At 31.1% G+C, this 13780-nt stretch carries 10 protein-coding genes and 1 tRNA gene; 4 read left to right on the top strand and 7 right to left on the bottom strand.

Going from position 1 to position 13780, the window contains the following annotated elements:
* Window positions 1-281: 281 nt before the first annotated feature.
* Both RH98_RS12985 and RH98_RS12980 read left to right on the top strand, forming a co-directional pair.
* Window positions 282-2408, top strand: a complete 2127-nt coding sequence (locus RH98_RS12985) for a peptide MFS transporter (protein ID WP_010255626.1) — start codon at window positions 282-284, stop codon at window positions 2406-2408.
* Window positions 2409-2433: 25 nt separating this feature from the next.
* Window positions 2434-2886, top strand: a complete 453-nt coding sequence (locus RH98_RS12980; protein WP_010255624.1) for a thioredoxin family protein — start codon at window positions 2434-2436, stop codon at window positions 2884-2886.
* 6 nt (window positions 2887-2892) lie between these two features.
* Here RH98_RS12980 and RH98_RS12975 read toward each other — a convergent pair whose 3' ends face one another.
* The 4 genes from RH98_RS12975 to surE form a co-directional block, all read right to left on the bottom strand.
* The gene (locus tag RH98_RS12975) at window positions 2893-4860 is read right to left on the bottom strand and encodes a ComEC/Rec2 family competence protein (RefSeq protein WP_010255623.1); all 1968 of its coding nucleotides are present in this window, start codon (window positions 4858-4860) and stop codon (window positions 2893-2895) included.
* A 47-nt stretch (window positions 4861-4907) separates the two neighbouring features.
* On the bottom strand, window positions 4908-5543 hold the full coding sequence (locus RH98_RS12970) for a C40 family peptidase (RefSeq protein ID WP_010255622.1): 636 nt from the start codon (window positions 5541-5543) through the stop codon (window positions 4908-4910).
* Window positions 5544-5570: 27 nt separating this feature from the next.
* Window positions 5571-6686 carry a lipid-A-disaccharide synthase gene (gene lpxB, locus RH98_RS12965; RefSeq protein WP_010255621.1) on the bottom strand — a complete coding sequence of 372 codons (1116 nt, stop codon included), beginning with the start codon at window positions 6684-6686 and terminating at the stop codon, window positions 5571-5573.
* Window positions 6687-6964: 278 nt separating this feature from the next.
* Complete coding sequence (gene surE, locus RH98_RS12955; protein WP_010255618.1) at window positions 6965-7735, bottom strand: 5'/3'-nucleotidase SurE; 771 nt, start codon at window positions 7733-7735, stop codon at window positions 6965-6967.
* Between the two features lie 181 nt (window positions 7736-7916).
* Between surE and RH98_RS12950 the strand changes: the two genes are divergently transcribed.
* Window positions 7917-10154: a carboxy terminal-processing peptidase gene (locus RH98_RS12950; RefSeq protein WP_010255617.1), complete on the top strand. Its 2238-nt coding sequence runs from the start codon at window positions 7917-7919 to the stop codon at window positions 10152-10154.
* Window positions 10154-11245, top strand: a complete 1092-nt coding sequence (locus RH98_RS12945) for an ABC transporter permease (protein WP_010255613.1) — start codon at window positions 10154-10156, stop codon at window positions 11243-11245. Before RH98_RS12950 ends, RH98_RS12945 begins: the two co-directional genes overlap by 1 nt.
* Before the next feature lie 12 nt (window positions 11246-11257).
* Here the strand turns inward: RH98_RS12945 and RH98_RS12940 are convergent, their stop codons facing one another.
* The 3 genes from RH98_RS12940 to RH98_RS12930 form a co-directional block, all read right to left on the bottom strand.
* Window positions 11258-12175, bottom strand: coding sequence for a glycoside hydrolase family 25 protein (locus RH98_RS12940; protein WP_010255611.1), 918 nt, complete (start codon window positions 12173-12175; stop codon window positions 11258-11260).
* A 56-nt stretch (window positions 12176-12231) separates the two neighbouring features.
* A complete protein-coding gene (locus RH98_RS12935) occupies window positions 12232-13059 on the bottom strand; it encodes a mechanosensitive ion channel family protein (RefSeq protein WP_010255608.1) in 828 nt (275 codons plus the stop codon).
* Window positions 13060-13654: 595 nt separating this feature from the next.
* Window positions 13655-13736: transfer RNA gene (locus RH98_RS12930), tRNA-Leu, on the bottom strand.
* Between the last annotated feature and the right edge of the window lie 44 nt (window positions 13737-13780).

Below are 13780 nucleotides of genomic sequence, written 5' to 3'. Positions count from 1 at the left end.
TTTTTATTTATTACTATCAAAAATTTAATACCATAAAGAATATAGTAACTGTTAAGACTTTATATACTCCTTAAAAATCAAAGATCTATAAATTATCAAAACAACAACAACTGCAACAATTATATACGAATTATTAAATAATATTAACTTCAAATTATATTACACTGATATAAAACCTCATTTTTTAGCTGCTAATATCAAAACTTAACTTTATTTTACTATTTTTAACCTCTCGACACCTTAAAATTTTATAAACAACTAGAAAACTTATTAAACGTATAATGAAAACAGACACATCTACGCAACCAAATTTCTTTGACACAAAAGTCCTGGGCCACCCAGCCGGATTATTTGTTTTGTTTTTTACTGAAATGTGGGAGCGCTTCTCATTTTATGGAATGCGCGTTCTACTTATCCAGTTTTTAACAATGTCCGTAATAGGACTAAATCCTGGTTGGGACATGAGTATGACAGATGCTGGAGCAATATTTGCAACTTATGCTATGCTACTCTATATTACACCTATTTTTGGGGGAATAATAGCTGACAAATATATTGGATACCGATGGGCAGTAGTAATAGGATCATTAATTATGACCCTAGGACATGCATCTATGACATTCGAAACTGAATTCTTTATGTACTTAGGTCTAGTTTTCTTAGTAGTTGGTACTGGATTCTTCAAACCTAATATGACATCAATACTTTCGGAAATGTATAAATCCTTTCCAGAGAAAAAAGATGGTGCTTATACAATCTTTTATATGGGGGTTAACGCTGGTGCATTCTTTGGAATGATGTTATGTGGATATATAGGAGAAAGAGTTGGATGGCATTATGGTTTTGGTTTGGCAGGAATATTCATGTTATTAGGTACGCTGCAGTTTTGGTTAGCTAAGCCTATATTTGGAAATATTGGTGATGTACCAAATACAAAAATAGAAATTACAAATGAAGATATTAAAAATACAGAGAATCTGACTGTAGAAGAAAAAGATGCTTTAAAACGTAATCCTTTTAGTACATTAGATTATATACTAATTGGGATTGTAACAATAATAGGCTTCCTATATGCTTTTGATGATGCCTTCTTGATTGTAGGAGGAATTAGACTTTTCCCTGAATCAATAGCTGGATTAGATGGTAAAACTGTTGGCATAGTATTCGGCTTACTAGTATTTATGTTCTTAATTATTTCCCGTATTATTCGCTATCCAAAGATTGTAAGAGATAGAATGATTGCTGTAATTATTTTTGCATTCTTTACCATCTTCTTCTGGATGTCTTTTGAACAAGGAGCGACATCTTTAGTAATCTTTGCAAGAGATAATACCCAAAGAATACTATCTGGTAACAAAGCTCTTCTATTTAATATTTTCAACTTACTACTAACAGTTGTACCATTATTAATTATATCATGGGTATTAATATTATTAGGTCGAAAAACATTTAAAAAAGCATTAGCATCTAATATTGTTTTAGCTATTACTTTTATTGGTGTTTGGGGAGCAGCACTTTGGATGCTTAATAGAGATTGGGCTTCACATGCATATGAATTAGAATATAAAGCAGTTCAAACTCCTGCACTTGACAGTAATGGAAAACAAAAAGTAGATGATCACAATAACCCTGTTTACAACTACACAGCAGTATCTTCAGACTTCATACCAAAACAAGGAGATCACGTAGTAGAACAAAAAACTATTGTATCAGATTTAGTAGAACGTAAAGTTGGTGAAAGAGTAGATATTTATGAAGAACTAGGAAAATATAATATTCTTACAAACGAAACTAAAGATAAATTAGAAAAGAGTGTAAACGAATATAATACATTACATAATACTGATAAAAGTGTCAGTATCGTGCAAGCGGAAATAAAAGAAATAAAAGACAACCAAGTAGAAATAACCGCTTCATGGTTTTCTATCTTAAACTCTTTCTTTATTATCGCATTTGCATCTATTGTATCTAAATTATGGGATTCGAAATATAACCCTCCTGCTTCTATTAAATATGGACTAGGTCTTATCATTATGGCTATTGGCTTTGGAGTATTGGCTTATGGAGCACATGGAATAACAGAAGGAACAAGAGTTTCAATGATGTGGTTAGTATTTGCTTATCTTTTCCATACACTAGGAGAACTTTTCTCTTCACCAGTAGGATTATCTTATGTATCTAAGCTTGTTCCCGCTCGAATGATTGCACTTATGTTTGGAATGTGGTATCTTGCAATCGCAATTGGAAATAATTTAGCAGCAAAATTAGGAGGACAAATTGAAAACATTACTGAGAAATACTCTTTATCTACTTTCTTCCTAATCTTCACTGTTGTTCCAATTGTAGCAGGTTTATTAGTAATTGCGCTAAATCCATTAATGAAAAAACTAATGCACGGTGTAAAATAAGCGCACTAATTAAAAATTAACAACAATGAACAAACTTTTTTTATTACTTACTTTTATGCTATCGACAGTTATAGCATCAGCTCAAGAAATTAAGTGGATGAGCTTTAATGAAGCAATAGAAGCACAAAAAGAGAATCCTAAACCTATTTTTATGGATACATTTACTGAATGGTGTGGACCATGTAAAATGTTAGATAAAAATACTTTTAGTGATGAAAAAGTAATTGACTACATCAATAAAAACTATTATGCAGTCAAATTTAACGCTGAAGGAAATGAAATCATTTCATTCCACAATAAAAAATTTACTAACCCTGGTTACAATGAAAATCGAAAAAGCAGAAATGCAACTCATGATTTTACAATGTACCTAAGAGTACCTGGTTATCCATCTATGGTAATCTTAGACTCAAAAGGAGAAATAGTAAAAACAATCGTTGGTTATAAAACACCTGAGCAATTGCTTGATGTGATATAATTTCAATTATTTTAAAGGTAATTTCCAAAATCCTCTTTCATGAATATCATGAAAGGGGATTTTTATTTTCTCGCAAACTGACTTTATTTGATCTTTTACCCAAAAAGGAGTGCTATTATGTATAACAACTTCTTTAGGTGTATAAAATGAAAAAAGACGATCATAATTAATTAAAACTTTTCCAGATATAATAATAAAATCTACTTCTTCATTTACGAAATAGTATGGATTACTCTCATTTAGAAATAATAGTTTTTTGTCATGAATAGGAAACAAATTAGGAATATTATCATCACAATCTTCCATACCTTCTTTTCCTAAATAATATACTTGTTTAGTATTTTTAAAATGATATTCTACTCTTATTTCGTCCTTCTTTTGCGTATAAGGTATTACCAACTCATTGTAATTATTATCAATATTCGTTCTATAGGCGTACTCTAACAATAATCCATTAATACAAATAAATAAAGCCACCGCAATAATCTTTTTATTGTACTTCATACCTATATAAATAAACACACCACTAAACAAAAGAATATATAATTGGACGGTTGATAGTTGAACTTTATCTACTAATAAAAAATCAAGAATATTCAAATGATTTACTAAGCTGTAAAAAAACACTATGATATTGTTTAAAATAAATTCTAATAGTTCCCCTACCCAACTTGATATAAAAGTAAATATAACTACAAAGACTGCTAAAAAAAGTATAACTGTTGCTAATGGTATTGCTATTAGGTTTCCTATTAAAAAAGACAAACTCAGTTGCCCAAAATAATAGACCTGTAAAGGCAATAATCCAATCTGAACAACTAACGATACAAAAATAATATCCTGAATATAGCTAATAACACTATTACGAGAACGATATTTCCTAAAATAAGGAAGAAAGCACATAATGCTCAATACCGCTAAATAAGACAATTGAAAACTAACATTATAAAGTAATAAGGGCTCAAAAAACAAACTAATAAATATTGCAATACCTAAATTATTCTCTAGTGAGGATTGTCTTTTAATCAAAAAGGAAATGCTTATTAAAGTAAACATAAAAACAGCTCGATAGACTGAAGGTGAAAATCCAGATAAGAATACAAATATCCATAAAAGTATGATGATTAAGTAAGTTCTAGATATTCGTGATAAAAAGCCTAAAAGGAAATTAAGCAATAAATAAAGTATTCCAATATGAAGTCCAGATATTGCAAGTATGTGCATAATACCAAGATTTTTAAAATCATGTACTACTTCATCACTTAAGTAAGTACGATCCCCTAATAAGATGGCTAAAACTCCCCCCTTAGCATCATCACTTAGAATATTGAGATCTTTCACTTTATTAATTAACTGATATCTCAAACGCAAAAGGCTATAATAATAACCTTTCTTCTCTCCTACCCACAAACATTTATCCACAAATAATTGTCCTTGAATTCCATTGATATAAAGATACTTTTTGTAATTAAAATCCCCTTTATTCTTTGGGTCAGGAATACCGTTTAGTTTACCTCGATAAAAGTATTGGCTACCTATTGCGGGATTAAACATAGAATCAGTAAAGACTAACAAGATACGTGAATCAATAGGGCTATCATTAATATTAATGATACGTCCGTAAAAACGTTTATAGTTTGAAACTTTTAACTCCTCCTCAACAATAAAAGAAATAGTTAACTCATCACTACCATTAATATAATGGTAATATCCCTTCTTATCTTTCTTATAATCGTAAAAAGAATGGACAAGACTACCACTAAATAAAAATAAAAGAGAAAGTAAAAAAGAGTGTAAATAAAATATACCTGTGCTTCTCTTAATTCTTGTGCGAGAAGATGAACTAATTCCAATAAAAACTAAACTTGTTATCACTGCCAATGCAGCTACATACATAGAAATAGTAGAGTAAATTGCTATACCTAAGCAAAAGAAAAAGGAATAAAACAAAAAAGAGAATTTTAATACTTTCATATTTATAAAGCATCAAAATTCTCTCCAAACTATATTTATTACAAAATTTATTCTGTAGCCAAAACACGATTTATTTGTGCAAATCGAGTTTTATAGTAAGCTTCATTAGTTGAGGATACAATTACACCTTTTGAAGTTGAAGAATGAATAAACTTAATTTCCCCATCTACAACTTCAGTGATAATCCCAACATGGCTAATGCGATTACCTCTTGTCTTAAAGAAAATCAAATCTCCTTTTTGAGCTTGAGATTTCTTTATTTTTTCACCTACCTGCGCCATCTCACGCGAACTTCTAGGTAAATTTATATCAGTATTTGCAAAAGCATTCATTACTAATCCAGAGCAATCAATACCATTAAAAGATGTTCCTCCAAAACGATATCTAACACCCGAATAATTAAAAGCAGAATTTATGACTTCCTCGGTTCCTAATAATGATGAATTATTATTCATGTCATCCATAAACTCATCTAATAAAGCATCCAAGTCTGCCTGCAATACTTGGTCAGTTTTTTTGCTTTCTTTAATTACAATAGTTTCATTCCTCTTTTTATAAGGATTATTCTCCACGTTATTTTCTGTAAAACTATACCTATAATTTACTTTATCTAATGTTGTCGCATTTGCACAAATTGCAGTAAACATTAGAAGAACTGATGATATTCCTATTGTAATTTTCATAGCAAAAAAATTGTTTATTAGCCTATCTTACTTCTTCGTATTCTTTATTATTTCGTCAGCAGTATGCATACTAGCTCCACGACCGCCTAATTTACGAATAAGTTTGTCATATTTCAAGAGTAATTTATCTCTTTTTTCGCCTTTTACGATTTTTTTGAATTCTTCCTCTATTCTTTTGGCATTACAATCTCCTTGAATAAGCTCAACTACAACATCATCATCCATAATTAAATTAACTAATGAAATATATTTTAATGTTATAATTCTCTTTGCTATTTCGTAAGAAAGACGATTACCTTTATACAATACCACTTGTGGAACTCTAAAAAGTGCAGTTTCTAAAGTTGCAGTTCCAGAAGTTACTAAAGCAGCATGAGCAATATTTAATAATGCATAGGTTTCATTAAAAACAAAAGAAATATTCTTATCCTTCATAAATTGCTCATAAAAAGAAGCCTCTTGACCTGGTGCACCAGCTATCACAAACTGATATTGAGGATAATGATGAATCACCGTAAGCATTTCACTTAACAACCTACTGATTTCTTGTTTTCTACTACCAGGTAATAAAGCAATAATAGGTCGGTCATCTAAATTGTGTTTCTTTCTAAAATCAGGGTGTTCTACATCGCGATAAGCCTCAATTGCATCAATTAAAGGATGTCCTACAAATGTAACAGAGTAATTATGTTTCTTCTCGTAAAAATCCTTCTCAAAAGGCAATATCACATACATATAATCGACATCACGCTTAATTGCTTTTATGCGATTTTCTTTCCACGCCCAAATTTGAGGTGATATATAATAATGTGTAGGTATTCCAAGCTCTTTAGCCCATTTAGCAATACGCATATTAAAACCAGGATAATCAATAAATATCAACATATCTGGTTTAAATTCTGAAATATCTTTTTTACAAAATGAGATATTACGTAATATTGTTTTTAGATTTTGTAGCACTTCTACAAATCCCATAAAAGCAAGATCCTTATAGTGTTTAACTAAAGTCCCTCCTGCCTTTTCCATTAAATCTCCACCCCAAAAACGTATTTCTGCATGAGGATCTTTTTCATATATCGCCTTCATTAGATTTGAACCATGCAAATCCCCTGAAGCCTCTCCTGCTATAATGTAATACTTCATCTAAATAATCTGCGTTATAAACGTTATAATTATAACCGCTAAAATACATCCTCTTGACAAAAAATCGTATCTTTTATTGATAAAAAAAGTAAAAAGAGCTAGGTTTAACAAGCTACCTATAGCAGTTATTTTACCTAGCATCCCTGTATTTTTAATGAATTCGAAATCTCGAAAAAATTCAAAGTGGGTAAAACTAACTAAATAAAGTTCAACCCCAATTAGAGTTGCAATTACACCACATAAAAAGCCTATAGCAATATTAGCAAGCTTACCATTCATTATAAATCCCAAGTATTAATTCTTTTTATCGTATGATGAGCTGTCAAATCAAAATGTACAGGTACTAATGATACATAACCATTCTGAAGTGCCCATTCATCAGTATCTTCCCCTTTATCTTGGTTGACAAATTCTCCTTTTAACCAGTAATATTCTTTACCGTGAGGACTAACTCTCTTATCAAAGTTTTCTTCCCATGTTGCTTTTGCTTGACGACAAACTTTTATCCCCTTAATTTCATCTGTTTTTAATTTAGGGAAATTGACATTAAATACAACATCAGTAGGAATTCCTTTAGCAAGAGCTTCTAATGTAATCTTTTTAATAAAAGGTTTTATTTGTTCAAAATCTGCATTCCAACTAAAATCTAATAATGAAAAACCTATTGCAGGAATACCACTCATACCCGCTTCTAAAGCAGCACTCATCGTCCCAGAATAAATCACATTAATTGAAGAGTTTGAACCATGGTTTACACCTGACACACATAAATCTGGTTTTCTGTCTAAGATTTGCCCTAAAGCTATCTTAACACAATCAACAGGCGTTCCTGAACAAGCGTATTCTAACTCTAATGTAGGATCAATATCTACTTTTTCAAGTGTAAGTGTATTATTAATCGTAACTGCATGCCCCATTCCCGATTGTGCACTATCTGGTGCTACAACAACAACATCTCCAATTTCTTTCATTACATCAATCAATGTCCTTATTCCTGGTGCAGTGATTCCGTCATCGTTTGTGACTAATATTAATGGTCTTTGTATCATTTGATTATTTTAATTACATTCGCTAATGTACTAAATATTGATGAAAACTTAAGTGTCAATATTAATACCAAAAATGAAATAAGACGACAAATAATGCTTTACACCGACTTTTTAACAAATTATTATCGGCGCATACATTTGTATCTTTACTTTTTTAACTACTTTAGTTGAAAACTAATTAATGAATACTATTTGGTTATTTATGAAAAAGAATTTTAAGATTATAGTACTTCTACTTGGAGTATCAGCTTTACTATGGAGCTTTATCCCAAAAGAGCCTAAAGAGAATCCAGAAAAGGATCAGCTGCTGCTTGAATTAGTTACCTATTTACTAGAACGTACGCATTATGATCCTCCTAAAATAGATGATAAGTTTTCTCAGGATGTATACAAAGAATACCTTAAAGGACTAGATCCTATGAAGCGTTATTTCTTACAGTCTGACATCGACGAGTTTTCTAGTTACGAATTTCTTTTAGATGATATGATTCAACTAAAAGAGTTGTCATTTTTTGATCTTACTTATGAGCGCATTACAAAAAGAATGGAAGAAGCAAAAGGCTTTTACAAAACTCTTTTAGAAGAACCTTTTGATTTTTCTACTGATGATACTTTTAATGCTGACTATGATAGTATTGGATATGCTAAAGATGAAAATGAATTAAAAGATCGTTGGAAAAAACAATTAAAACTTACTGTATTATCAACAATAAATGATAATCTAAAAATACAAGAAGGAAAAGATGTTGTCGATGAAGACGAACTTATAGAAGAAGAAGTTACTACTGTTAAGAAAGATGATAAAAAGAAAAAAGACGACAAACCTGTTGAGAAAAAATCTTTTGAAAAATTAGAAAAAGAAGCAAGAGAAAGTGCTGCAAAATCTTTAGATGAATACTTTGATGTACTAGGTGATTTAGAACGCAAAGATTGGTTCTCTGTTTATTTGAATGCCATTGTTGAACGTTTTGACCCACATACTTTCTATTTTGCACCAGAGGACAAAGAGAAGTTTGATGCTAGCATGAGTGGAAACTTTGAAGGAATTGGTGCTGTATTAAGAAAAAAATCTGAAGGAGTTGAGATTAATGAACTTGTTACAGGTGGTCCAGCTTGGAAAGGAAAAGAAATAGAAGTTGGAGATATTATTCTAAAAGTTGGACAAACAAAAGATGAAGAACCTATCGACATTGTTGGTATGCGTCTTGATAACGTTGTCAAACTTATTAAAGGTAAAAAAGATACATCAGTATATCTTACAGTTAAGAAAATAGACGGAACCATTAAAGTAATTTCTTTAATGCGTGAAGTAATTGAGATGGAAGAAACCTATGCAAAATCTTCTATTATAGAAAACGGCGGTAAAAAATATGGAGTAATCCATTTACCTAAATTCTATATTGACTTTGAAAATAAAGATAGAAGAAATGCCTTTACTGACGTTGCTAAAGAAATTAAAGAATTAAAAGAACAAAATATTGATGGTATCATCATGGACTTAAGAAACAATGGTGGTGGATCACTACAAACTGTTGTTGATATGGTGGGGCTTTTTGCAAAAGAAGGACCGGTAGTTCAAGTGAAGTCTTCGAGAGGAAAACAACAAGTATTAGATGATAAAGGCACTCCAATTGTATGGGAAGGTCCTCTAGTTGTATTGGTTAATAATTTCTCTGCATCTGCATCTGAAATCTTTGCTGCTGCAATTCAAGATTACAAGCGTGGAGTAATCATTGGTAGTAAACATACTTATGGTAAAGGAACTGTACAAAATCTTGTTGATTTAAATGAGTTACTTAAAAAACAACCTTTTGGAGATTTAGGAGCGCTTAAAATTACACTACAAAAATTCTATAGAATTAATGGTGGATCTACGCAAAGAGAAGGGGTATTAAGTGATATAGTTTTACCAGATCGCTATTCTTATATCGATATGGGTGAGAGAGATATGGATAATGCAATGCCATGGGATAAAATAGAAAGAGCAAATTATACACCATATAATAATAACTTTACGCCTATCATTGAGAAAAGTAAAAAGCGTATAGTTGCTAATGAGCAGTTCAAATTAATTGATGAAAATGCGCAATGGATTAACGAACGTAAAGATGAAAAAGAGTTCTCTTTGAATCTTGATAAATACCAACAAAGACAAAAAGAAGTTGAAGAAAAAGCGAAAAAATTTAAAGCTATTTCTAAGTATAAAAACGATTTAAAATTTGTTTCGCTTCCAAGTGAGATAGAAAGAATTAAAACAGATACTATCTTAGAGCAAAAACGTGATAGATGGCATGAAATGCTTAATTCTGATGTCTATATAGAAGAAGGAGTTAATATCTTAAAAGATTTAGCTAACTATAAAACAGACAATCTTAAACCAATAGACTCTAAAAACACTTTATCTGACAAACGTAAATAATGTCACACCAAAGTAAATCTTATACAAGACTTGCGCTCCAAAAATTCAAAAAGAATATTTGGGGCGTTTTGTCTTTATGGTTTATTATACTAATCAGTTTACTATCACTCACGGCCTATATTTATATTCCTGATAATAGTAAAAATGCTAATACAGGTGACTTGGCACTTCGCTCAAATCCTCCTGGTTTTACCATTAATGTAATTGAGATTCCGAATAATGATAATAGAACATTAAAAGAATTATTATTTGGAAGAGAAACACCAATGCAACAAATTCCAATTAGTGATTATTACATTAAAGGAGATAGTATAGTTTACAAACCTTATAGTACACAGCCTGATTTAGAAGATTTTAAATCACTAAACTTTAAAGAGCTTAATGACAACCTAGATGGAAATCATCTAATCAAGAAAAAAACATATTGGCTAGGCACTGATAATCAGGGAAGAGATTTTTTGAGCAGACTTATTATTGGATCGCGTATATCCTTATCTATTGGATTTGTAGCAGTATTTATATCGCTAGTTATTGGAATATCGTTAGGTGCGATAGCAGGGTATTATGGCGGAAAAGTGGATGCTTTTATACTGTGGTTAATTAATATTTTCTGGTCTATTCCTACTTTACTACTTGTTATAGCAATTACATTAGCCTTAGGTAAAGGTTTTTGGCAAGTATTTATTGCGGTAGGGTTAACAATGTGGGTAGAAGTAGCACGAGTGGTAAGAGGTCAGGTAATAAGCATAAAAGAGCAACAATATGTCACTGCTGCAAGAGCTTTAGGCTATACGAATGCAAGAATTATTATTAAACATATTCTACCTAATTGTATGGCTCCTGTAATTGTTATATCTGCAGCTAACTTTGCGTCTGCTATCTTAGTAGAAAGCGGTCTTAGTTTCTTAGGCTTAGGTACACAAGTTCCTACACCTAGCTGGGGCGCAATGATTAAAGAAAATTACAACTATATTTTATTAGGAAAACCTTACTTAGCTCTATTACCAGGTTTAGCGATGTTTTTACTTGTAATTAGTTTTATGATGATTGGCAACGCATTAAGAGACGCCTTGGATGTAAAAGAGAAATAACCGTTTATAAAATTACTTTACTAATAATTTTCTCAGTTCTGTCTTATTCCCATTATAAATATTCAAATCAACCTTACCATCAATACCTTTAATAACACCCTTTTCTGTAAATTGCCAAAAATGCCATTCTGGTTTAATCTCTTCGACAAAGAAATTATAATTTGCTATCCAAATTGTATGTTCTGGAAACCATTTTTTTAGATGAGTACTATAGTAATTCTCACCTGAGTACAAAATTGGTTTTACTTTATAATGTTTCTCCACGATATCCATCCAACGCTGTAGACCAAGCACTAAACTATCCATAGATTGCCCTTTAGGACGCTCTTCAATATCTAAAACAGGAGGTAAATCACCCTCAGATAATTTTACAACATTAATGAAGTTTTTAGCTTGTTCGACAGAATTCTCATCTGGTCTATAATAGTGGTAAGCCCCTCTAATGAAATGGTTAGCTCTAGCGCCTTTCCAATTTATTGAAAAAGCCTTATCCTTACTATCCTCCCCCATTGTAGCACGCACAAAAACAAACTCGAGAGGTGACTTTCCTGAAACAGAATCTACTAATGCCCAATCAATTACTCCCTGATAATGAGAAACATCAAAACCAATAACTTTATCACTATGACGACTTAGAACTTCTATTGTTCTGAAATCGAATACTGATTTTTCATCAGCTTCTTTTCGTTCTCTACTAAAAAAGTATTTTAATCCATCTTGAAACGTAATTCCAAACCAAGTACCAATACCTAATAAAACGGAAATAATTACAATCCACTTTACGCGGTTCAAAACTACTTTTGTCTTATCCGTCTTTTTCTTTTTTCTAACAGAAGGTTTGCGTGGGGTTGTCTTTCTAGGAGTACGTGAAATACCCTTTAAAACTTCACGACCGTTAGCAGATTCTTTATTTGACTTTGGATTACTCATTACATGATTAAGAAAAGACAAAAGTATTTAATTCTATTGATATTCAATAGTAAAGTTTACTTATCTAACTTTATAACAGGAACTGGTAATGGTATATTATTAAGTTTAAATTTCTTATCGATTTCAAAACGAATACTACTAGCAATTCTATCATTATCAAAAGCATTATCTATAAAGTAATATAGAATAAAACGTATAGATGATTCACCGAATTGATCGATAAATACAATTGGTTTTGGATCTTTTAATACATCATCATTATCTTCCACGCAGCTTAGTAATACAGCCTTTACCAACTCTACGTCAGTTCCTATAAAAGCTCCTACATCAATACGTGCTCTAATAGTAGGGTCTTCATGTGTCCAGTTATAGACAATTTCATCAATTAATTTTCTGTTAGGAATAACAATATCTTTTCTATTACGAGTTTCTACTATTGTACAACGAAGATTAATTGTTTTTACTCTTGCTACTTGGTTATGAACCTCTATTACGTCTCCTACCATTAATGTCTTGTCGAACAAGATATATATACCCGCAATTAAATCTCTGAATATATCTTGCAAAGCAAATCCCAATCCTACAAAAAGAGCGGCTGAAGTAGTAAGAAACATTGTGATCTCAATTCCGATTACGTTCAATACAAAGAAGAACATAATCAAATAAATAAAGTAATTAACAAAGTTAAAAACACTACTTAATCGGGCAGCTACATCAGGAGATGCCATACGTGTAAAAGTTTTCTTCAATAAGCGCAAACCATATTTAGTAATAGTAAATACCATTACAATGAAAATGATCGTCCCTATTGTAATAGTAACAGAACGACTTGCATAAAGCTCATATTCAAGAACACGAGAAAGAAAACCTTTTATTTCCAACATAATAAATTAAAATATTTGTAATATAACTTACTTCTTAACCTGTAGTTTAAGACAATCTCCACTAACAAAAGTCACTTTATCAACTAAAATGCTTTATAAAAATAATCCAAAAAAATTGACTGAATAATCAAAACTACAATTTTATAGTCTTATCAATACTTGTATTCCATAAAATAAAAACAAAAACTACAATCACTTATTATACAACAAAGGGCAATCCTAAATATAAGCTATTTGTAAAACAACTTTCATGTATTAAGCACTAAAAGAAAAAAGTTTCAATACTAAAATCAACGCATTCAGCCTTAAAAATAATACAAAAAGAGCTACTTATAGCTAGAACGATGCATAATGCTCCTGCTTTGATACAACAATGATACCGTAGTGATGCCGCTATTTTAATGTATTTAAGCGACATCATTGCGGTATCATAGCGGCATCACTGCGGCATCACTAACCAAATTAGTACCCTATAAGTGTATTTTTATATAAAATAAACTGTTTTAAAACTTAATATATTAGGAAAGCAGTGAGACTAAAAACTTATTAAAAGTTAAGCATAAAAAAAGCCCCTTCAAATGAAGAGGCTATATTGTGCGGGTAAAAGGACTCGAACCTTCACACCTTGCGGCACCAGATCCTAAGTCTGGCGTGTCTACCAATTTCACCATACCCGCGGAATTAGTGGAACTTCCTGTTCCTTTAAGACGTTGCAAATATA

The organism is Myroides injenensis M09-0166 (assembly GCF_000246945.1).
Taxonomy (GTDB): Bacteria; Bacteroidota; Bacteroidia; order Flavobacteriales; family Flavobacteriaceae; genus Flavobacterium; species Flavobacterium injenense.
Note: the sequence above shows the minus strand (reverse complement) of the source record. Positions and strands in the feature narration are given on the sequence as shown.